At 68.2% G+C, this 21,483-nt stretch carries 19 protein-coding genes; 7 read left to right on the top strand and 12 right to left on the bottom strand.

The features are described 5' to 3' along the window. Nucleotides 1-7: 7 nt before the first annotated feature. From ABZU72_RS10190 to ABZU72_RS10205, 4 genes are all read right to left on the bottom strand, one after another. Complete coding sequence (locus ABZU72_RS10190) at nucleotides 8-1,534, bottom strand: carboxyl transferase domain-containing protein (RefSeq protein WP_355018742.1); 1,527 nt, start codon at nucleotides 1,532-1,534, stop codon at nucleotides 8-10. 76 nt (nucleotides 1,535-1,610) lie between these two features. Beyond that, nucleotides 1,611-2,174 (bottom strand): TetR/AcrR family transcriptional regulator, encoded by a 564-nt coding sequence (locus tag ABZU72_RS10195; protein ID WP_355018743.1) that lies wholly within the window; start codon nucleotides 2,172-2,174, stop codon nucleotides 1,611-1,613. 34 nt (nucleotides 2,175-2,208) lie between these two features. Continuing rightward, nucleotides 2,209-2,895: a hypothetical protein gene (locus ABZU72_RS10200; protein WP_355018744.1), complete on the bottom strand. Its 687-nt coding sequence runs from the start codon at nucleotides 2,893-2,895 to the stop codon at nucleotides 2,209-2,211. Beyond that, the gene (locus ABZU72_RS10205; RefSeq protein WP_355018745.1) at nucleotides 2,892-5,591 is read right to left on the bottom strand and encodes a DEAD/DEAH box helicase; all 2,700 of its coding nucleotides are present in this window, start codon (nucleotides 5,589-5,591) and stop codon (nucleotides 2,892-2,894) included. The genes ABZU72_RS10200 and ABZU72_RS10205 overlap by 4 nt, the downstream gene beginning before the upstream one ends. A gap of 108 nt (nucleotides 5,592-5,699) precedes the next feature. Between ABZU72_RS10205 and ABZU72_RS10210 the strand changes: the two genes are divergently transcribed. The 4 genes from ABZU72_RS10210 (at nucleotide 5,700) to ABZU72_RS10225 (ending at nucleotide 9,378) form a co-directional block, all read left to right on the top strand. After that, nucleotides 5,700-6,416 (top strand): molybdopterin-dependent oxidoreductase, encoded by a 717-nt coding sequence (locus tag ABZU72_RS10210; RefSeq protein ID WP_355018746.1) that lies wholly within the window; start codon nucleotides 5,700-5,702, stop codon nucleotides 6,414-6,416. A gap of 41 nt (nucleotides 6,417-6,457) precedes the next feature. Then, nucleotides 6,458-8,059 (top strand): DHA2 family efflux MFS transporter permease subunit, encoded by a 1,602-nt coding sequence (locus ABZU72_RS10215; protein WP_355018747.1) that lies wholly within the window; start codon nucleotides 6,458-6,460, stop codon nucleotides 8,057-8,059. 74 nt (nucleotides 8,060-8,133) lie between these two features. After that, complete coding sequence (locus ABZU72_RS10220) at nucleotides 8,134-8,892, top strand: endo alpha-1,4 polygalactosaminidase (protein ID WP_355018748.1); 759 nt, start codon at nucleotides 8,134-8,136, stop codon at nucleotides 8,890-8,892. An 18-nt stretch (nucleotides 8,893-8,910) separates the two neighbouring features. Further along, a complete protein-coding gene (locus ABZU72_RS10225; RefSeq protein ID WP_355018749.1) occupies nucleotides 8,911-9,378 on the top strand; it encodes a hypothetical protein in 468 nt (155 codons plus the stop codon). A 177-nt stretch (nucleotides 9,379-9,555) separates the two neighbouring features. On the opposite strand, the gene ABZU72_RS10230 is transcribed toward ABZU72_RS10225, so the two are convergent. From ABZU72_RS10230 to ABZU72_RS10245, 4 genes are all read right to left on the bottom strand, one after another. Continuing rightward, a complete protein-coding gene (locus ABZU72_RS10230) occupies nucleotides 9,556-10,164 on the bottom strand; it encodes a hypothetical protein (protein WP_355018750.1) in 609 nt (202 codons plus the stop codon). After that, nucleotides 10,164-12,497, bottom strand: a complete 2,334-nt coding sequence (locus tag ABZU72_RS10235) for a hypothetical protein (RefSeq protein ID WP_355018751.1) — start codon at nucleotides 12,495-12,497, stop codon at nucleotides 10,164-10,166. Before ABZU72_RS10235 ends, ABZU72_RS10230 begins: the two co-directional genes overlap by 1 nt. A 110-nt stretch (nucleotides 12,498-12,607) precedes the next feature. Further along, nucleotides 12,608-12,886: a hypothetical protein gene (locus ABZU72_RS10240; RefSeq protein ID WP_355018752.1), complete on the bottom strand. Its 279-nt coding sequence runs from the start codon at nucleotides 12,884-12,886 to the stop codon at nucleotides 12,608-12,610. Nucleotides 12,887-13,069: 183 nt separating this feature from the next. Beyond that, nucleotides 13,070-14,419, bottom strand: coding sequence for a hypothetical protein (locus tag ABZU72_RS10245; protein WP_355018753.1), 1,350 nt, complete (start codon nucleotides 14,417-14,419; stop codon nucleotides 13,070-13,072). 285 nt (nucleotides 14,420-14,704) lie between these two features. Between ABZU72_RS10245 and ABZU72_RS10250 the strand changes: the two genes are divergently transcribed. Then, the gene (locus ABZU72_RS10250) at nucleotides 14,705-15,133 is read left to right on the top strand and encodes a hypothetical protein (RefSeq protein ID WP_355018754.1); all 429 of its coding nucleotides are present in this window, start codon (nucleotides 14,705-14,707) and stop codon (nucleotides 15,131-15,133) included. A 20-nt stretch (nucleotides 15,134-15,153) separates the two neighbouring features. Here ABZU72_RS10250 and ABZU72_RS10255 read toward each other — a convergent pair whose 3' ends face one another. The 3 genes from ABZU72_RS10255 to ABZU72_RS10265 all read right to left on the bottom strand — a co-directional run bounded on the left by ABZU72_RS10255 (nucleotide 15,154) and on the right by ABZU72_RS10265 (nucleotide 17,208). Beyond that, a complete protein-coding gene (locus ABZU72_RS10255; RefSeq protein ID WP_355018755.1) occupies nucleotides 15,154-15,558 on the bottom strand; it encodes a hypothetical protein in 405 nt (134 codons plus the stop codon). A 68-nt stretch (nucleotides 15,559-15,626) separates the two neighbouring features. Next, nucleotides 15,627-16,916, bottom strand: coding sequence for a cytochrome P450 (locus ABZU72_RS10260; protein WP_355018756.1), 1,290 nt, complete (start codon nucleotides 16,914-16,916; stop codon nucleotides 15,627-15,629). Further along, complete coding sequence (locus ABZU72_RS10265) at nucleotides 16,903-17,208, bottom strand: hypothetical protein (protein ID WP_355018757.1); 306 nt, start codon at nucleotides 17,206-17,208, stop codon at nucleotides 16,903-16,905. The genes ABZU72_RS10260 and ABZU72_RS10265 overlap by 14 nt, the downstream gene beginning before the upstream one ends. A gap of 164 nt (nucleotides 17,209-17,372) precedes the next feature. Here ABZU72_RS10265 and ABZU72_RS10270 point away from each other — a divergent pair, with 164 nt between their 5' ends. Both ABZU72_RS10270 and ABZU72_RS10275 read left to right on the top strand, forming a co-directional pair. Continuing rightward, nucleotides 17,373-18,575, top strand: coding sequence for a histidine kinase (locus ABZU72_RS10270; protein ID WP_355018758.1), 1,203 nt, complete (start codon nucleotides 17,373-17,375; stop codon nucleotides 18,573-18,575). Beyond that, nucleotides 18,572-19,264, top strand: coding sequence for a response regulator transcription factor (locus ABZU72_RS10275; RefSeq protein WP_355018759.1), 693 nt, complete (start codon nucleotides 18,572-18,574; stop codon nucleotides 19,262-19,264). The genes ABZU72_RS10270 and ABZU72_RS10275 overlap by 4 nt, the downstream gene beginning before the upstream one ends. Before the next feature lie 113 nt (nucleotides 19,265-19,377). Here the strand turns inward: ABZU72_RS10275 and ABZU72_RS10280 are convergent, their stop codons facing one another. Then, nucleotides 19,378-21,462: a DEAD/DEAH box helicase gene (locus tag ABZU72_RS10280; protein ID WP_355018760.1), complete on the bottom strand. Its 2,085-nt coding sequence runs from the start codon at nucleotides 21,460-21,462 to the stop codon at nucleotides 19,378-19,380. Between the last annotated feature and the right edge of the window lie 21 nt (nucleotides 21,463-21,483).

The raw sequence follows: 21,483 nt of genomic DNA on the forward strand, positions 1-21,483 counted from the left end.
ATTCCAGTCACATCCTGAAGATTCCGTAGCGGGGCTCGGGGGTCGGCGCGTTCGCCGCCACCGCGAGCCCCATCGCCAGCACCCGTCGGGTGTCGGCGGGGTCGATGATGCCGTCATCCCACAGCCGCGCGGTGGCGTAGTAGGGAGAGCCCTGGGTCTCGTACTGGTCCCGGATCGGCGCCTTGAACTCCTCGTCGTCCGGCTTGCCGGCGACCGTCGCGAGCACCGATGCGGCCTGCTCGCCGCCCATGACCGAGATCCGCGCGTTGGGCCACATCCACAGGAAACGCGGGTCGTACGCACGACCGCACATGCCGTAGTTGCCGGCGCCGTAGGACCCGCCGATGACGACGGTGAACTTCGGGACGACCGAGCAGGCGACCGCAGTGACGAGCTTCGCGCCGTCGCGGGCGATGCCCTTGTTCTCGTACTCCTTGCCGACCATGAACCCGGTGATGTTCTGCAGGAACACCAGCGGGATGCCGCGCTGGTTGCACAGCTCCACGAAGTGAGCGCCCTTGAGCGCCGACTCGGAGAAGAGGATGCCGTTGTTGGCGACGATCCCGACCGGCTGCCCCTCGATGTGGGCGAACCCGCAGACCAGCGTCTCCCCGTAGAGCGCCTTGAACTCCTGCAGCTTGGACCCGTCGACGATGCGGCGGATCACCTCGCGTACGTCATAGGGGGTCTTCGTGTCGGCGGGCACGACGTCGGTGAGCGTCTCGGGGGATTCGACCGGCTCGTCGTACGTCGTCGTCCGTGTCTCCTGCTCCGGCAGGGTCGAGACGATCCCGCGGACGATCTCGAGCGCGTGCTTGTCGTCGTCGGCCAGGTGGTCGACGACGCCCGACTTCGTCGCGTGGACGAGCCCGCCGCCGAGCTCCTCCGCGGTGACCTCCTCGCCCGTGGCCGCCTTCACCAGCGGCGGCCCGCCGAGGAAGATCGTGCCCTGGTCGCGCACGATCACGGTCTCGTCGCTCATCGCCGGCACGTAGGCGCCACCGGCGGTGCACGAGCCCATCACGGAGGCGATCTGCGGGATCCCGCGCGCGGACATGTTGGCCTGGTTGAAGAAGATCCGCCCGAAGTGCTCACGGTCGGGGAAGACCTCGTCCTGCTTCGGCAGGAACGCGCCGCCGGAGTCGACGAGGTAGATGCACGGGAGGTTGTTCTCGGCCGCGATCGTCTGCGCTCGCAGGTGCTTCTTGACCGTCAGCGGGTAGTAGGTGCCACCCTTCACGGTCGCGTCGTTGGCCACGATCATGCACTTGCGGCCGGCGACCATCCCGATCCCGGCGACCACCCCCGCCGACGGCACCGCCCACTCGTCGCCGTCGTCGTACATCCCGTACGCAGCCAGCGGACTCACCTCCAGGAACGGTGACCCGGGGTCGAGAAGACCGTCCACCCGGTCGCGCGGGAGCAGCTTCCCGCGGTCGGTGTGCCGTTGCCGGGAGCGTTCGCTCCCCCCTTGCCGTACGCGCTCGAGCCGCTCTCGCAGCTCGAGCGTCAGCTCGCGCAGATTCGACGCCATGGACCGAGGTTAACGTTCATTAACCTCGGGTGACAAGCCCCACACCGAAGTCACCCGCGCCGGGACGACTCGGCGGCTACTCCGCGAGGGCTCCGCGGGCCATCTTGGTGAGGACCGCGCGGGTCGCTTCCTCGGGGAGAACCCGGTTGTGAGGGGTGGAGTTGATGAGGCCGAAGACGGCGTGGGCCATCGCGCGGGCGCTGTCGAGAGCCAGCGCCGGGTTGCGGTCGCGGAGCTGGTCGGCCCAGAGGTCGACGTACTTCCGCTGCAGGGTGCGCACCTGCTCGCGCGCCTCGTGCGGAAGCGACTGCCAGTCACGCTCCTGGACGACGATCAGGGCGCGGTCGCGCAGAGCGAAGTCGACGTGCCATTCGATCAACGCCTCGATGGCCTCCGCGGTGCTCGATGCGCCCTTCACCCGGGCGCGTCCTTCGCGGAGCAGCTCCTGGGAGATCGAGACGAGCATCTCGGCGAGCATCGCGTCCTTGCTCGGGAAGTGCTTGTAGAGCGCCGGGCCGGAGATGCCGCAGGCGGCACCGAGCTCGGAGACGGAGACTCCGTGGAAGCCGCGGGCTGCGAAGAGCTCGGCCGCGGTGTCCAGGATCTGCTCGCGCCTGGTCTTCGTCGGGGCCGAGGTCATTGCACGAGGTTATCGCGTGAGCTCCGGAGGCATCTCACTCCTCGAGCAGGTGGCGTGCTCGGAGCACCGCGTCGAGCGCGATCTCGACGTCGTCGACCTGGTCGCGGGTCGACTCGCCAGGCGCAGCGACGTCGACCGCCGCCTGCCCTGCCCGCCGATCCGGACGCAGCCCCCTTCGCAGGCTCGCCAGCAGCTCGTCACGCTCCGCCCCGCGCAGATGAAGCAGCGTGGACGCGTCGCGATCGACGATCCAGCAGAGCTGGTGCAGCACTGCGAGCGAGTGGCCGCACACCGCGTGCCAGTGCCCGCAGGTGCAGGTCACCGCGAGCTCCTCGCCATAGGGGACCAGCTCGACCCCGGCCTCCTCGGCGTGCTCGGCCACGTCCAGCGGCAGCTCACCGACCAAGAGCGCCTCGGCCCGCTCGGGCGAGGCACCGAGGACCTCCAAGAGCGCGGCAACGGACTCTGCACCCAGCACCGGCACCGTGCCGGTCACAGTCCACAACCCGAGCTCGTCATCGACCGCCGCCGCAAACCGCCCGGGCTCGACGACCAGGCCGCCGATCCGCCCCGAGCGGGCGAGCGACCGCGCGCCGGAGAGCTGGTTGGCGTCGTACGCCAGCTCCTCGATGGCCCGCAGGAACGCTCGACCCCACCACGACTCGACTCGCACCATCCCACGCCGGTGCGGCTCGCGGGCAAAGGTCAAGGCCAGTCTCATGAGGCGATCCGGCGACGTTTTCGGCGCTTCTGGGGACCGAGCTTGACCAGCTCACGGAGCTCGGCGTTGGACAGTTCGGTGAAGGCGGCCTCGCCGCCTCCGAGGACAGCGTCGGCGAGCACCCGTTTGCGCTGCAACAGCTCCGCGACGCGCTCCTCGACGGTGCCTTGGGTGATGAGCCGGTGGACCTGGACCGTACGCGTCTGGCCGATGCGGTGAGCCCGGTCGGTGGCCTGGTCCTCGACCGCCGGGTTCCACCAGCGGTCGACGTGGATCACGTGGTCGGCGCGGGTCAGGTTGAGCCCGACACCGCCGGCTTTGAGCGAGAGCAGGAAGACCGGCACCTCGCCGTCCTGGAAGCGCGAGACCATCCGGGAACGCTCCGCCACCGGGGTGCCGCCGTGCAGGAACTGGTGGGCGACACCGGCGGCGGCCCAGTGGGTCTCGAGGAGACGGGCCATCGCGACGTACTGCGTGAAGATCAGGACGGCACCCGACTCGGCGAGCACGGTCGAGACCAGCTCGTCGAGGAGGTCGATCTTCTGCGACCGCCCCGCGATCCGCCCACCTTCCTGCTTCAAGAACTGAGCCGGATGGTTGCAGATCTGCTTGAGCCCGGTGAGCAGGCTGAGCACCAGCCCGCGACGCTGCGGGTCATCGGCGTCGAGCCGCTCGATCCGCGCCATCGCGTCGCGTACATAGGCCTCGTAGAGCACGGTCTGCTCCCGCGTCAGCGCCAGCAGGTGGTCGGTCTCGGTCTTGGGTGGAAGCTCGGGAGCCACACCGGGGTCCGACTTGCGGCGGCGCAGCATGAACGGGCCGACCAGCGAGGCGAACTCCTTCGCCTTCCCGACGTCGGCACCGGCCTCGATCTGGCTCGCCCAGGCGCGGCGGAAGGCCAGCCGGCTCCCCAGCAGACCTGGTACGCACCAGTCGAGCAGCGCCCACAGCTCGGTCAGGTTGTTCTCCACCGGCGTGCCGGTCAGCGCGACCCGGGCGTGCGAAGGGATCTCGCGGAGCGCCTTCGCGGTCGCGGAGGCAGCGTTCTTCACGTGCTGCGCCTCATCGGCGACGACGAGCCCCCACGGCTCCGCCGAGAGCAGCTCGGTGTCGCGCCGCATCGTTCCGTACGTCGTCAGCACCACCCCGCTCGCGCCCTCGACGTCGCGCTCGGCGCCATGGTGGCGGCGCACCTCCACCTCGGGGGCGAACCGGGCGAGCTCGGCCTCCCAGTTGCCCAGCAGGCTCGCCGGGCAGACCACCAGGGTCGGCCCCGAATGCTCCTTCTGCCGATGGAGGTGGAGCGCGATCGTCATCAGCGTCTTCCCGAGCCCCATGTCGTCGGCCAGACAGCCACCGAGCCCGAGCGAGGTGATCCCGGCCAACCAGGTCAGCCCCTCGACCTGGTAGCCACGCATGGTCGCCTGCAGCCCGGTAGGCACCTCGACAGCAGGCCCCGAGGTCGCCGCGATCACCTCGTCGCGAAGGCGCGCGATCGAGGCCCCGATGATCACCTTCTCGCCCGGCGCCGCCTCGGCGACCTCCTTGGGCACCTGACCGGTCCGGGCGACGGCCAGCGCCTCCCCGCCGCTGATCCGCTTGAGCAGCCGCTTGCGCGCACGTCGGAGAACCGAAGGATGGACGACCGCCCACGCCCCTCTCAGCCGAAGCACCGGACCCGCGGCCGCTGCCAGGGAGTCCATCTCGGCGGCATCGAGCGGCTCGCCGCCGAGCGCCAGCTGCCACTGGAAGGCGAAGAGGCCCTTCTCCCCGAGCGGCGACTCGCGCATCAGATCCTCGCGCGCGTCGGTCGACGAGGACGCCACCCGGTCCACCGCCACCGACGTCGTCAGGTCCCGAGACAGCGAACGCGGCCAGAGCACGTCGACACCGCGCTCCTTGAGCCACTCGACCCCGTCCTCGAGCAGGCCGACGACCTCATCGCTGGCCAGGGTCAGGGACGAAGGCACCGGCAGGTCGAGCAGCTTGTCGAGCACGGGCCACGCCTCCGCGGCACCGCGGAGAGCGACCTGCGCATGCGTACGCGCCCGGGGGCCGAACCCGTGGTCGTCGGCCTCGTCCCACAGCCGAGCGGCATCGGCCACGTGCAGCGGGTCGGCCTCGTCGTGCACCTGCGGCACCAACGTCAGCGACCCGATGAGCAGGTCCTCCTCCGGCGCCTCGACCCGGAAGGAGAGCCGTACCAACGACGGCAACGAGGCCGTCACCGGCCCCTCATCGGTCCGATAGCGCGACAACCGGGTCTGCAACGACTCCCGGAACGCACTCGACCCGGAGGCCTTCGGTGCCGAGGTCGGCACCGCGTCCGCGACCGCGGCCACGATCTCGCGCACCAGCAGCTCGGCCGCCTCGTCGTCCAGATCCTCATAGGCGCGCGAGGAGGCCAGCAGCCGCACCCGCTCCTCGTCCTCCGGCGTGTAGCGGACCGCCCACGAACCATCGGCCGGCTCCAGCTGCCCCGCCGCCACGAACCGGAGCCCGAGATGGGCTGCCGACGCGACCAGGGCGACCGAAGGATGCAGATCGGTGGCTGCGTACGCCTTCTTCAGGACCGGCAGCGCGGCCCGCATCGGCAACGACACCGACCGCCGGGAGTCCACGAACTCGACGGCCGAGTCCCGCGGCGGCTGCGCCGGGCGGAAGACCGCGCGGCCGGTGACGGGTACGAAGGACATGGACACGACCGTAGCCGCCACCACCGACTGTTTCTCATCCTCGAGGATGAGGTGGCCGCCCCCCAAGGTTGAGGCGCGCCGTGCCGGTGCCCTGCCACGGTGGCTGACATGACTGAGACCACCCACGCACGCGCCGCTCTCCCACCTGGACAGCGGCACATCGACTTCTTCCCGCGCTTCGGCCGTCGTGTCGACCAGCCCCCACCGACGGTGCCCGAACATCCGACGGTGGTCTTCGGCGGAGCGCTCACGACGCCGATCGAGATCGCCGTGGAGGAGCTCGTCGGCAAGGATCGTCGCGACCTCCACGCCGACTTCCACTGCGTCGCCGGATGGTCGGTGACGGATCTTCAGTGGGAGGGCGTCGCCTTCGCCGAGGTCTATCGGCGCTACGTCGCACCCGCCCTCGCACCAGGCACGATCGTGACTCACGTCCGCGTGCGCGGCCTCGACGGCGAACTCTTCGTGGCCGAGCTGGACGATCTCCTGGCCGACGACGTACTCCTCGCCGATCGACTCGGCGGTCGGCCGCTCGACGACGATCACGGTTCCCCGCTGCGACTGGTCAACCCGGCGCAGTACGGGTACGCCAACATCAAGCACGTGTGTCGCATCGACGTGCTCGCCGGAGCACCGACGGCAGGCTCGCCGGCGCTGGTCGACCGGCTGCTGCAGTCCCACCCGCGGGCGCGGGTCTGGGAGGAGGAGCGCCACGGCACGCTGCCCGGCTGGCTGATCCGGCCGATCTACCGGCTGATCAAGGCCGTCATGCTCTCGGCGGCCGCTCGCCACAGTGAGTCAGGTCACCAATCAAATGCAAAATAATGGCTAGGGGACCTATCAACCCACACGTAGGCTGTCAACCCGTGACAGACATTTCTGCCAAGAAGGCACCGGACGATCACCTCGACAAGAGCGTGCTCATCGTCGCGGGCGTCGTCGTACTCGGATCGATCATGTCGATCCTCGACATCACCGTTGTCTCCGTCGCGCTGGAGACCTTCCAGCGCGAGTTCGACGCCACCTCTGCCGAGGTCGCCTGGACGATGACCGGCTACACCCTCGCCCTGGCGACGGTGATCCCGCTGACTGGTTGGGCCGCCGACCGGTTCGGCACCAAACGCCTCTACATGACCGCGATCGTGCTCTTCGCGCTCGGCTCGGCGCTGTGCGCTCTGGCCACGACGCTGCCAATGCTGGTCGGCTTCCGCGTCCTCCAGGGCCTCGGCGGCGGCATGCTGATGCCGCTCGGCATGACGATCCTGACCCGCGCCGCCGGACCCGAGCGGGTCGGTCGCGTGATGGCGATCCTGGGCGTACCCATGCTCCTCGGTCCGATCCTCGGCCCCATCATCGGTGGCGCGCTGATCGACTCGGCGTCGTGGCACTGGATCTTCCTGATCAACATCCCGATCGGTGTCGTGGCCCTGGTGTACGCCTGGCGGGCGCTGCCCAAGGACCACGTCGAGCCGTCGCAGTCCTTCGACTTCCTCGGCATGGTGCTGCTGTCCCCGGGTCTGGCGCTGTTCCTCTACGGCGTCTCCTCGATCCCCGAGGCCGGCACGCTGCTGGACACCAAGGTGCTCTCCTTCATGGTCGCGGGTCTGGTGCTGATCGCCGCGTTCATCCCGTGGGCGCTGTCGTCCCGCAACGACCACCCGCTGATCGACATACGTCTCTTCGGCAACAAGGAGCTCACCGTCGCGGTGATCACCCTGTCGATCTTCGCGATGGCGTTCTTCGGCGCCTCGCTGCTCTTCCCGCTCTACTACCAGCAGGTACGCGGCGAGGACGCCCTCCACGCCGGCCTGCTGCTGGCTCCGCAGGGTCTGGGCGCGATGGTCACGATGCCGATCGCCGGCATGCTCGCGGACCGCACCGGCCCGGGCAAGGTCGTCCTCAGCGGTCTCACCACGATCGCGGTGGGCATGTTCATGTTCTCGCGGCTCGACGAGGCCACGCCCTACTGGTACCTCCTCCTGTCGCTGTTCATCATGGGCCTCGGCATGGGCGCGACGATGATGCCGACCTTCGCCGCCGCCCAGGCGACGCTGCGTGAGCACACCATCGCCCGAGGTACGACCCTGGTGAACATCGTCCAGCAGGTCGCTGCCTCCGCCGGTACCGCGCTCTTCTCGGTTCTTCTCACCAACGCGCTGACCAGCAAGGAGTCGATCTCCACGGCGGATGACCTCGCCGACAAGCTCGGGGTCTCGACCGGCGGTCTGGAGTCGTTCATGGCCGACCCGGCCAACCAGCAGAAGGTCGGTGAGGCTGCGGCTTCGCTGGGTCTCGACCCGGCCAAGCTGCCCGAGGTCTTCAAGGCCATCCCGGTCGAGATGGCCGAGGCGTTCTCGAGCACCTTCGTGGTCGCCGCGATCCTGGTGCTGGTCACGCTCATCCCCGCGTGGTTCCTGCCCAGGAGCAAGGCCGAGCACGGAGCCGCCGCTCCCACGGTCCTCCACTGATCCGCTCACGTACGCAGGGCCGGGCTGCCACTGGCAGTCCGGCCCTCGTTCTACTTGTCGGCCTGTTCGCCCTGGTGGGTTGCGGCTCACCTTCTGTCGCACTCCCACCGACGGAAGGCGTCTTCGACTATCAGCTCGGCGCTGCCGCCGATCAGCTGACCGACGGCACGCCTCTCGATGTGGTCGTACGCGACGCCACCGCTACCCCGCTCGAGGACGCCTACAACGTCTGCTACGTCAACGGCTTCCAGACCCAGCCCGGCTCCGACTGGTCCGATCGCCCGTCCGCGCTGCTGCGCGACGCCGCCGGCGATCCCGTACGCGACCCCGACTGGCCCGACGAGATCATCCTCGACCCCTCCACCGCCTCCGCTCGCGCCTCGATCCTGGAGGTGGTCGGCCCGGTCATCGAGGGCTGCGCCGACGACGGCTTCGACGCCGTCGAGATCGACAACCTCGACACCTGGACCCGCTTCGATGCGATCTCGAAGGAAGGCGCCCTCGCCCTGGCCTCCGCATATGTCACCGCCGCCCACGACCTCGGCCTGGCGATCGCCCAGAAGAACGCCGCCGAAGCCGCCCGCCCCGCCCACGACGACCTCGGCTTCGACTTCGCCGTCGTCGAGGAGTGCGGCGCGTACTCCGAGTGCGCCGCCTACACCGACGTCTACGGCTCGCAAGTGCTCCAGATCGAATACCCCGACTCGCTAGCCGAAGCCGACCTCTCCTTCGCCGACGTCTGCGCCGATCCCGCCCGCGCCCCGCTCACCATCCTCCGCGACCGCGACCTCCTGGGACAGAACGACCCCGCGTACGCCTACGACGCCTGCTGAAGAGTTAGGTTGAGAGATGTGGCCACACCACTCTCGGAATTGCTCCCCCAGATCGTGACGTTGAACATCCCCGATCAACCCTTCAGCTACTACGCGCAGGGGACCCAGATCGTCGGCTGGTGGGACATCGGGAAGGTTGCCGACCACTTTCCTACTCAGGTCGACCAGGTCGACCAGACCTACCGGCTCACGGTGACACTGAACGCTGGCAGTGGCGCCTTCGACTACAACGAGACAAGGTCCTCAGTGACCTGGGGAACCGGCTACACGGACGAGGGTTTCCGGACACACGGAAAGGCTCGAAGTACTGGAAAGAGAATCAAGAAAGAGTTCTCGTTCACGTTCGGCCGCCCCGAGAAGGACCCGAGCACAGCCGAAGACACCGGGCCTGCTGGCGCGCAGGTTCCATACCGCTTTCAGGAAGAAAGATCAAGGGCCCGCTCTTTGAGTGGTTGCAACACCACGGATGGGTTCATCAGAACGTGATCGGCGAGTTCTTCGCTCCATGACCTTGCACTGCGTGAGTTGGGTCAATGGGCGCTCTACTACTCCAGATAGGTGAGTGGCACGCCGGAGCTGCACCAACGGCTTTGACAGCACGGGCCCCGCATCGCCGCGGTCGCCCTCGACGCTGACGCTTAGCGAGCCCGTACCTGATCTGGATCACTCGTCCTCAGCCAGGCTCGCGAGTTGCGCGCTCATGATCTTGCGTGTGTCGCCCGTAAGGTCACTGCCGTCTGCCCGCTCCATCCAGACGGTAACGAAGTAGCCGTCTTGTTGGTCGTTGTCGGAGACCCCGTCTTCGTGGATTGGTGTCCAGGTGTACGTGTGCTCGATCTGGGTGTTCGGTTTCGTGCCGGTGCGCCAGTAGCGGAAGCCATCGGATGGCTGGTTGTCGACACTTGCGACGTCGAGGCTGTAACCGTTCTCGCTCCCCGCTTCTGCGCACGCGGCACGTTTCTCGGCGAACGTGTCCATTTGGGCATTCGCATCGTCTCGCGTCGCCTTCCAAATTCCCACGGCGACCGTCTCTTCGTGGCCGTCAACCACCCGAGTCCATGCACGGAAACTGCTCGCAGGGACTTCGTCGAGCAGCCCGGATTCCATGTCGCAGGGCGGCCCCGGGGTCGGGTCGAAGTCTGATATCGGAGTGAGTTTGCCGTCGATCTCGCTGGCACCGATCAGCGGCGGCTCGTCATCCGCGTTTGAACATCCAGCAAGGAACACGAGGACCGTGGCTGCGAGCGCAGCGGTCACACGAGTTTGTGGCATCAGAACTTCTCCAACTCTTGCTTCGCGCGTTCCAGGTTGTCGCCGTGCCCGTCGTCAACTGCGGCCAACTCTGTCTTGAGTTGTTTCCCCCACGGGTTCTCGTCGACCCAGTGGTCGTACGCGGTCCGCTGACTCGGCGTCAAGTCGTTCAGGTTGGTGTTCGGGCCAAGGCCCGCAGGGTACGCATCCGCGGGGAGACTGTGCCAGTAGGTGTCTCGCACTAGATTCTGGACCGTCTCCTTGTCTGAGGCGAATAGGCTTCCCACCGACTCGTTGGTCGCTCCGGTGCCGTCGTGATGGAGACCCTCCTTGACCTGACCGAGCGCCTGATCCAGCATGAACCCGCTTCCTGGGACCTTGTTGATGGGGGTCTCGCCGAGGATCGCTCCGATGGCCCCAACACCACGGTCGACGCCATCGTTGTGTCGCTTGTCCGCAAGAACCTGATCATCGCGCGCATCGATGGCGGCGCCGAAGTCGATTGCTCCCAGCGCGGCGTAGTTCGTTGTCACTGTCGGGAACACTTCGTTGTGAGCCGCGTCCGGGGCCTGGATGCCGTGCAGGTCGCGGGTCAACTGGTCTGCGGTCCAGGCGTTGGAACCGAACCGAAGTTGCTCAGCGGCGTTCGGATCCTTTGCGAGCTCAGCTAGCCAGAACTTCGTTGAGCGAGCAGTGTCCGTGGTTGCTTGGTCGTCGGCTCCCAGGTTAAAGCGGGCGTCATCGAATACGTAGCCTTCGGTGATGTCGCCACGACCTCCGGGGTTGGAGCTGAGTTCGTGATGGATCGAGCCCATGTACTTGCTGGTGATGTTGGCGAAGTCGTCGCGGAGTTCCTTGGGGACGAAGTCGGTCGTCGAGAACTTCGCGCCGTCGTCGGCGTTGCTGTAGCGGTCGTAGCTGCTGTTGACGAGGTCTTCGACGATGCTGACCGAGCGCTGGTCGGCGCCGTCGCCGATGGTGGCGGCTTCGAGTGCGCCGCCAAGACTGTCGAGGCCGGTGAGCGGGGAGTCGTGGCTGGGGTGCTCGCCGTCGGGGAGCCAGCGGTTCTCGTCCTCGCGCTCGTAGAGGAGGTAGTCGAGGTTGGTGCCCTTGCCGTCCTTGTCTGTGGCCGAGTCGGAGAAGAACTGCCGCGAGGCCTCCGGGTTGTCCTCCAGGCCGCGCAGCAAGCCGGTGATCGGGTCGCGCCCGAGGGTGTCGTTGGGGTCCCAGCCCTCGGTGTAGTCCAAGCGCGCGGTGCTGCCGAAACCTCCGGAGCGCCACGGACCGCCGCGGTCTTCGTCCCAGTTCCAGTTCCGCTCGTAATCGAGCATGGCCGCGCCCGTCGAGGAGAGGAACTCCGGGTCGTACGCCTTCCCGTCGGACAACAGCGGGGCAAGTGCCTGGAACCCGCGGATGGTGGCGCCGTCGCCGAGTTCGATCTCCTTCTTGCCCGCGGCAAGGAGGTCTCGCTGCCAGTCATCGGAGACATGGCCCAGGCTGCCCGGGTCGCCGTTACCGATGTTGCGGGTGCCCGCCGCCAAGGTCGCGCCGAGTCCCTGCTGCAGGTCACGCATGGCGGTCGCGTACGCCTCGTTGCCGTCGCCATCACCTTCGAGGGCCGCACGTGCGTTGAGTTCGAGCAGGCCCTTGGGGCCGACCTCGTTGAGGAAACCGGTCGAGACCTCCGGGTCCTCTCCATAGGCGTCCAGGAGGGTGGTGAAGTCTTCGATCTGGTCGGTCTCGATCCCGTCGGTGTCGTTGCGGATGTCGTTGCCACGCTCGCCGATCGCCTGGCCCAGAGCGGCCTGCTGCTCCGGGGTGAGAGCACCCAGATAGCCGTCGTACTCCTTCGGGTTGGCCACCATCTTCTGAGCGATCTCCTCATCGGAGAGACCACGAAGCTCGGGCGGGAGCCCGGCCTGCTGGATCGAGCCGGTGCCGCCATCGAACTGGTTCTTGGTGGCTGAGGTCAGCACCGCGGTCAGGTCCGCATCCGCGCCCTCGGCCTTCTGCAACGCATCGAGGAGATCGCGTTGGAACTCCTCGACCTGACGTTTGATCGACTCGGCCTCCTCCTTGGAGACATCCTCATCGGTTTCGGGCGGTGGGGAGGTCGCTACCGTCGCGCTGGTCGCCACCTCGACCTTGTAGCCCTTCCCTGTGATCGCCTCATAAGCCGACTTCGCGGTCGCCTTGGCCGACTTCACCTGTGGCGCGACCTGGTCCAGGACGTTGATGACCTCCGCGACCGGGGCCGCCATGTCGTTGAGGCCCTCGGTTAGCTTGTCATGACGCAGCCTCGCGGCCTCAGCAGAGAGACCCAACCACGTCCCGGGAGGCTTACCAGCGTCCATCTCGTCTTGCTGGTCAACGAGCTTCTTCCGTACCGCCGCGTTTAGCTCTTCAGCAGCCGCCTCCAGGTCACCTGGCTCCCAGGACTGCAGTTGCTCATACGTGATCGCCATCAGAGCGGCCCGCCCATCCGTCGCGACATGTGAGCCGGCGTGTTCTGCCCGAACGCGTTCGTCTGTGCCGACCCCTGACGAGCGATGGTGTCGTCGGTCTCAACGATCCGGTTGGCATCATCCAGGGTGCGGTCGTGGTGGCCGTTCGCGGCCTTGACCCACTTGTCCTGATCACCCTTCCACTCCCCCTTGAGCCCATTGGCGGCCCCGGGAGAGACTCCACCGGCCATGGCGCCGGCGATCTTCGCCAACGGCGAACCGAAGTCGATCTTGGCCACCTGATCAGCAGCCGACTTGATCGACCTAGCCGATCTCCCCACATCGGATCTGATGATCTGCACGTTCATGCGGCGCCCCCGAGAGTTTTCGCGTGTGTTCTCATCACACTCTTACCCCGAACTCGGCACCTTAAACATGCCAACTCGCAAGACCTACCGCGCTGCACCCTCGTGCAGGTGCTCTCAGCGACCGTCGCCAGAGCCGTCGCCCTGCGGTGCGTTCGGGGCCCAACCGCGGGATGCGTTGGGGTCCAGGACATCGCTTGCGGTCTCGGTCCAGTCGTCGGTGTAGTCGGCTTCCCACTCTTGGTTCTGGCTGCCGTTCTGGTCCCGCTTCTTGGCGCCGCGGCCACCTGCTGCACCGGCTCCGCCACGGCCGCCCGCACCGCCCCCGCCGGCGCCACGTCCTCCGGCCCCAGTGCCGCGTGCGCCCGCTCCTGCGCCACGAGCACCAGCACCGCGGGCCCCAGCACCGGCGCCCGCTCCTGCGCGAGCGCCTGCGGCGCCAGCCCTGGCAGACGCAGACTTAGCAGCGGCCGACCGCGAAGCGGCACTGGCAGTTGCGGCCTTCGCTGATGCACCAGCGCCGAACTTGCTGGCGATCGCCTTGGCGATTCCGGCGCTGAGCAGCGCGCCACCAGCACCCACCGCAAGCGCGGCGGCACCGCCAGGGCCACCACTCAGTGGGGCCAAACCTTCCGCAGTCTCGACCATCGCGTATGAAGTTGCGGGGGCCGCCGAACCATCAGCGTTGATCCACTGACCGTTCTTGTTGTCCCACTCCGGACGGTTCTCGGCTTCGTACTCCTTGATCGTCGCGTTCTCGGCCTCGATCTTCTCCCAACCCCACCCATCGGGGTAGGTGGCGTTGGTGTTGATCGCCGCCTTCCGCGCCTGGGCGGCCGCGATGTCGCTGTACGAGCCTGGGACCGAGGTCGGCGAACCCGACGGGCGATCCTGCCGTGAGTCATCAGGATCAACCAACGCACGAACCTTCGGGTCCGCGTCAATCACTGCGGCATCAACCGCCTGCACCTTGGCAGCAGCCTTACGCTCAGCCTCAGCGATGGCCGCCTCGCGCGCCGCATGATCAGCCCGAGCCTGAGCCAGCGCCGCGTCGTTCTCTTCTGCCTGCCTCTTGCCGACCTGCTTCACATCGGTCGGGTATTCCGCCGCGTTCACACTCGGGTGCGAGTCCGGGAGGGAGCTGTCGATCTCCGCCTTGGCGATTATCGCCTCCTGGATCCGAAGTCTCACCACGCCCAGCGCGTCCTGCGCATCCTGGATCTTGTTTCGCTTCTCATGCGCGAACTTCGAGGAGTCCATCAAGCTGGTTTTCATCGCGGCACCGGATTCCATCGTCTCCGAGAAGCCGTTGCTCGCCTTGTTGGCGTTGCTGCCCATGGTGTCGCCGGCGGCATTGAACGCAAGGCGACCCCCATTCCAGCCGTCGGTCATCGTCGTGATCGCAGTTGGATCGGCCCCACGGACGTAGTCATCAAGCCGAAGTGCCCAAAACCCCTTGACCGACACGAACCCTCCCGGGAGACACAGGAGTCCCGCCGACCCCCGCCTGAGTAAAGTACACAGTATCGTCCCAGAACTGGCCAGAGCTCGCCCACAACTTTGCTCTACCCTCGACGCATGACGACCTCTCGGCCCCTGGCACTTGCAGCCCTGGCTCTCGCGACCACCCTAGCTGTGTCAGCCTGCACATCTTCGAATGAGAAGCCCGCAGGGGACCCGGCTCCCACTTCAGGAAGCCCGTCGCCAACCGCGGATGCCACGGCGCCGACCGTGCCCTCAGACTGGCAGACCGTGGCACTCGAAGATGTAGCCGAGATCTCTGTCCCATCCGACTGGACCGTCAAGTCCACAACCGACGCCTTGGACACGTTGGAGGCCCCGAAAGACAAGGTTGGCTTCCCGCCGGGTTCGGCCACTGTGGCAGTCGGAAACCTCGCGGGCGGGGACGAAAAGGAGCAGCTCGAGTGGATGGCCAACCGTCAACTCAAGACGAACTACGCGGATTACAACCCCAAGCGTCTTGCCGACGAGGAGATCAACGGCACCACGTTCTACCGACTGCAGTTCGAAAGCGAGGCTGAATGGTACGACCTGTACGGCACCGTTACCCCCGACGGCGAATACAGCATCGTATTTGAATGGAAGTTCGTCAAGACCCTGGATCGCAAGCAGGCTGAGGCGATCTGGAGTCCCGTGATGCCGACGTTCAAGATGCTCTGACGCTCGAACGACCAGATCGGTCAGATGGGAAGGTTGCGGGCCTTCGCGAGCGTGTCCTTGTTGAGGAGCACCAGCGGGTTGCTCATGATCCGGGTGGCTTCCACGAACTTCTGGATCACCAGTGCTGCAGCCTCGGCCTGGGCGTCAGCGCCTTCCAGTTCCTTGACCGCGACCCCGATCCCCTCGTCCATCCTGGTGATCGCGCTCTCGGACTCGGTCAACGCGGTGCGGATGGCCCGATGACCTTCCTGGACAAGACTAAACAGGTACTTCCCGTCCGCCGAGTCACCGAACATCCCGGCCGCCGGAGCAGTCATTGCATCCCGCGCAGCGACAACATTGTCCTTCTCAGCGTTCAGGTCCTTCCGCACCTGGCCGAGCGCGATGTAGTCGACCGCGACCTCTTGCCCGTTGCCTTCGCCCATGATTCGCCCTCCCGAGGCTTCCGATCGCACCCCCGGCGGGTGCCTCAGTAGGAGTAGTACACCACGGCTCACAGGGCGACGGGCAGGGATGCGTAGCCGCGGAGGATGCGGGTGGGGCGGCGTACGGCTTGGCCTGTGACGTGCAGGGTGGGGAAGCGGTCGAACAGCATGCGGAGGCCTACGCGGGTCTCGAGACGGGCGAGGCTGGCGCCGAGGCAGAAGTGGGCGCCGGCGGAGAATGAGACGTGCTGGTCGGCGTTGGGCCGGGTGATGTCGTACGTGTCGGGGTCATCGAACACCGACGGGTCGCGGTTGGCGCCGCCGAGGACGACGGCGACGGCGGTACCCTTGGCGACTTCCACGCCCGCCACGCTCGTCGCGGCGTAGGCCTCGCGGACGGTGGCCATGACGGGCGGGTCCCAACGCAGGGTCTCCTCGATGACCCCGTCGATGAGCGACGGGTCCGCCAAAACAAGGGCACGCTGGGCCGGGTGGGCGTCCAGGGCCGCGACCGCGTTGCCGAGCAGGTTGACGGTGGTCTCGAAGCCGGCCGCCAGGAGCAGGAGGCCGAGGGCGTGGAGCTCGATGTCGTCGAGGTCACCGGCGATCACCAGGGCGCTGAGGAGGTCGTCGCCGGGGTCGGAGCGGAGGCGGCGTACGTGGTCCTCGAACCAGTGGTGCAGGGACCTCATCGCGGTCTCGACCTGGGCGTAGTCGCGCCACGACAACCCCGGATCGAGGATGGCGGCGGCCTGGTCGCCCCAGCGCAGGATGTCGGCACGGTCCGCGGCGGGCACCCCCAACAGCTCGGCGATGACGGCGATCGGGAGCTTCGCGGCGTACTCCTCGATGATGTCGACGCGCCCCTCGCGCGGGGCGATCTCGTCGAGCAGGTCGCCGGCGACCGCGGCGACCATCTCGGCCATCGAGCTGATCCGGCGGGCGGTGAACGCCTTCGAGACATGCTTGCGGTAGCGGGTGTGCAGCGGTGGGTCGACGGCGAGCATCGACGGCGGGTCGACCGGGCCCAGGGCGTCGGGGGCGCTCACCTTGCCGAGCAGCCACCGCAGCGGCACGGGCAGCTCGCCCTGTCCGTCGCCGACGCCGAAGTCGCTGCTGCGGAGGATCTCGTTGGCAGCGGCGTACGACACCGTGCCGGCCATGAACGGGTTGATGTGGATCGGGCCGCGGGCTCGCAGACGGCCGTAGTCCGGCATGTCCCGCGACCACATCAGCTCGGCGAGCGGGTCGCCGCGCCTCGACGCGAAGCTCAGCACCGCTCGGTTGATGCCCTGGGAGAGAGCCCAGCGGGCGTACGACCTCGGCCTCTCGATCAGTGACTGTTCAGGCCGAGGCATCGGCCAGCTCCTCGCGGAACTCGTGGGTGCCGATCCGGCCCATCAGCGGGGCCAGGTCGGCCAGCAGGTCGGCGAAGGTCGCCTCGTACTCCTCCTGCGACAGCGTCGGGTCGAGCTGCGCCTGGAACCGGATCCGCCACCGGTGCCGAAGGGCCTGGGCCAGCCGCTCCGGGGTGCCGAAGGCCTCGGCATAGGCGGGTGACCACGGCAGCCGGCGGGCGAAGCCGGATCGCAGCTCCGCCTCGGCCTCGTTCAGCAGCCGGTAGCGCTCATGGGTCTGGTTCCACGTCATCGTCCTCACCGTCTCCGTCGTCGTCGCGATGGTTCGACGCTACGGATCGGCCACACCTCGGCGCATCGGCCGCTGGCAGGCACCTGCGTTCCTACCGTGGTAGGAGAGCGGGCGCCTGCCGTGGTCGGATGCGATGCGAGTCACGCGTTTCTAGACTGAGCGGCATGAGTGTCCAGGACTCGGCTCGCGATGTGCGTGACTTCCTGGAACAGCGCTGCCGCAGCAAGAATCTCGACATCCCCTGGTGGGCGCCGCTGCTGTCCGCCTTCGGGCTCCTCGCGATGGTCACCGTGGCGGTGCTACAGCGCGAGGCCGCCGGTGACATGGTCATCGCGGGCCTGGTCATCGTCGTCCCGTCGCTGAGCATCTTCTTCATCCCGAACACCGGTGAGTGGCTCAAGGACCACATGTGGGCGGTCGACCTCGTGCCGACCCTGGCAGGGTCGGCCTGGCTGATGTCGCAGCCCGCCTCCGCGTTCTGGCCACAGCACGACTTCGCGCCGGCGGTGCTGGTCCCGCTGACTCTCGAGATGGTCGTCCGCGAAGGTTTCCGGACCGGGACCCTCTACGCGGTCGCCTCGGCCGTGGTGATGGGGATCTTCGCCTCCGACACACCCAGCGGCGTCGGCGTCCATTTCCTGCTGCTCTTCGTCGGCTGGATCCTCGGCCTGCTGATCCTCGCCCAGATGCGGGCGCTGCGGGCCGAACGGCAGGCGCGGTCGCAGGAGCACGCCCGCGCGACCGAGGCCGAGCGCATCCGGATCGCCCGCGAGATCCACGACCTGGTTGGGCACTCGCTCTCGATCACCCTGCTGCACCTGACCGCGGCGCGGCGCTCGGTCGCCGAGGGCGACGAACCGGACGAGGCGGTGTCCGCGCTCACCGAGGCGGAGGCCGTCGGGCGCCGGGCGATGGCCGAGATCCGGCGTACGATCGGGGCGCTGTCCACCGCGGGCACCGGCACCGCGCCTCTCCCCGGCGCCGCGGACGTGGTCCGGCTCGTGGAGGAGGGCCGCAGCGCGGGTCAGGCGATCACGTTCTCGTCCTCCGGCGACCTCTCCCGCATCGACGCCGGGGTCGGGCTGGGCATCTACCGGATCCTGCAGGAGTCGCTCGCCAACGCCATCCGGCACGCTCCCGGCGCACCGGTCTCGGTCTCGTTGGCGGTCGCCGACGGCGTACGTCTCTCCGTGCAGAACCCGCTCGTCGGCACCCGGCGCGGGGTCGGCGAGGGATCCGGGCTGGCCGGCATGGCAGCCCGCGCCGAGCAGCTCCGCGGCCGGTTGTCGGCGGGAGCCGAGGAGTCGATGTGGAAGGTTGACCTGGTGATCCCGTCGCACTGTCTCGTACGCAAGGCCCTCGCATGACGCCGGTCAACCCCACCGCCAGCAACACAGCCTCGCCGATCCGGGTGATCGTGGTCGACGACCAGGAGCTCGTACGCAGTGGCCTGCGCCGCATCCTGCGACGGCGCGACGGGCTGGAGATCGTCGCCGAGTGCGGCGACGGCTCGGAGGTGGTCGCGGCGCTCGAGGCCAACCCCGCCGATGTCGTGGTCATGGATCTTCGGATGCGGCAGGTCGACGGGATCACCGCGACCGGCCTGGTGCGAGCGCTGCCGTCGGCGCCGCCGGTGCTGGTGCTGACCACGTTCGACGAGGACGAGCTCGTCTCCGGCGCCCTCCGCGCCGGCGCCGCCGGCTTCATCCTCAAGGACTCGCCCGCCGAGGAGCTGGTCATGGCCGTACGCTCCGTCGCTCTCGGCGACGCCTGGCTGGACCCCGCCATCACCGGCCGCGTCCTGGCCACCTACCGCTCCGCCGTCGCACCGGCGTCGAGCGCCGTCGAGGTCTCCGAGCTCACCGACCGTGAGCTCGAGGTCCTCCGCGGCGTCGCCTCCGGCTGGACCAACTCCGAGATCGCCGAACGGCTCGTCATCTCCGAGCTGACCGTGAAGTCCCACATCGGCCGCATCTTCGCCAAGCTCGACCTCCGCGACCGCGCCGCCGCCATCGTCTTCGCGTACGACCACGGCATCGTCCGGCCGGCGACCTGAGGGAGTGTTCCTCCATCAATGTATGCAGTCGAAGGCGCACATCCCACGCGGAGTTCCGCTAGGGATGTGGACCTTGGCCTGCATACCTTGACGAAGTAACAAGCTGGCGCACCCTACGTCGTCGTCGCCAGCACCAACGGACTCACCGAGCCGGCGCCGGCGTCGAGGAGGGCTCGAGCGGCGAGGGTGACGGTCCAGCCGGTCGCGATGCGGTCGTCGATGAGGAGTACGTCGGCGCCGGGCGGGACGTCGGCGTGGAGCGAGAAGCGGCGGCCGATGGCGGCGACGCGCTGGGCGGAGTTGGAGGCGCCTTGGCCCGGGCCGACGTCGGGGTCGACGATGGCCCACGAGCCGAGGAGGGGGACGCGGAGATAGCGCGAGAGGCCTTCGGCGAAGTCGCGGGTCAGGGTGGGGCGGGTCGACGACTCGACGTAGACGATGCCGCCGACCCGGGGACGCCAGTCGCCCAGGACCTCGACGACCGCCTTCACCAGCGGCACCGGGACCGGGCCGTCCTGCGCGGGTTCGCGGAAGAGGTCGCGCAGCGCCTGGCCGTAGCCGAGGTCGGTCAGTCGCGCGACCGCGCGCCCCTCGAGCGGGCCGTCCTTGATCTTGCCCTTCAGCGAGATGCCGAGCCGGTCGAGGCCGGTGGGCCACATCTTCTTCGGCTCCACGACCACCCCGGGGCGCGACAGCCGCGCCGAGGCCTCCTCGACCGCACCCTCGGAGACCGACGACGTCACCGCGAAGCCACCACAGTTGTCACACCGGCCGCAGTCGACCGCGCCCGGATCATCGAGCTGCTCGCGCAGGAACCGCATCCGGCACTGGTCGGTCGAGATGTAGGCCAGCATCGCGTCCTGCTCGCGGCGCCGGGCCTCGGCGACCCGGGCGTACCGCTCCGCGTCGTAGTCCCACGGGACACCGGTCGCCTCCCAGCCGCCGCCGACCCGGCGCGCGGCGCCGTCGACGTCGAGCACCTTGAGCATCTGCTCCAGGCGTGACCGCGACAGGTCGACGTACGTCTCCAACGCCTGTGTCGACAGGGCCCGGCCGGCCTCGGACAGGACCCCGAGCGTCTGGCGCACCTGCTCCTCACGAGGGAACGCCAACGATGCGAAGTAGGCCCAGATGTCGCGGTCCTCGATGCCTGGGAGCAGCACGACGGAGGCGTCCGAGGTGCCACGCCCGGCACGCCCGACCTGCTGGTAGTAGGAGACCGGCGAGGAGGGCGCGCCCATGTTGACCACGAACCCGAGCGTCGCGTCGAAGCCCATCCCGAGCGCCGAGGTCGCCACCAGCGCCTTGATCTTCCCGGCGGCCAGCGACTCCTCCAGGTCGGCCCGCTCGGCCGCCTCCGTGCGCCCGGAGTAGGCGGCGACGTCGTGACCGCGCGAGCGCAGATAGTCGGCGATCTCCTCGGTCGCGGCCACGGTCAGGCAGTAGACGATGCCTGAGCCGGGCTGCTCGGAGAGATGGTCGGAGAGCCAGGCCAGCCGCTGCTCGGGGGTCTTCAGATCGACCACCCCGAGCCGCAGCGACTCCCGGTCCAGCGAGCCGCGCAGCACAAGGACGCCCTCGCCCATCTGCTCGGCGACGTCCGAGGTCACCCGAGAGTTGGCGGTCGCGGTCGTCGCGAGCACCGGGATCCCGTCGGGAAGGTCGGCCAGCAGTGTGCGGATCCTGCGGTAGTCGGGCCGGAAGTCATGCCCCCAGTCGGAGATGCAGTGGGCCTCGTCGACCACCAGCAGGCCACACTCGGCAGCCAGCCGAGGCAGCACCGCGTCGCGGAACTTCGGGTTGTTGAGCCGCTCCGGGGAGACCAGCAGAACGTCCACCTCACCTGCGTGGATGGCCTCCTCGGTCGCCGCCCAGTCCTCAGGGTTGGTCGAGTTGATCGTCACCGCTCGGATCCCGGCCCGCTGCGCCGCCGCGATCTGGTTGCGCATCAGCGCGAGCAGCGGCGAGACGATCACGGTCGGCCCGAGACCGGCCTCACGAAGCAGCAGCGTCGCCACGAAGTAGACCGCCGACTTCCCCCAACCGGTCTTCTGCACGACCAGCGCCCGGCGACGCTCGACGGCGAGCGCCGAGATCGCCGACCACTGGTCCTCACGCAGCGTGGCGTCATCGCGGCCCACGAGGGCCCGCAGATGCGCCTCAGCACGAGAACGTACGTCACCAGCCGGATCAGTCATGACCACAGGTCTACCAGGGAC

It is taken from the genome of Nocardioides sp. NPDC004968, assembly GCF_040608935.1.
Lineage (GTDB): Bacteria > Actinomycetota > Actinomycetes > Propionibacteriales > Nocardioidaceae > Nocardioides.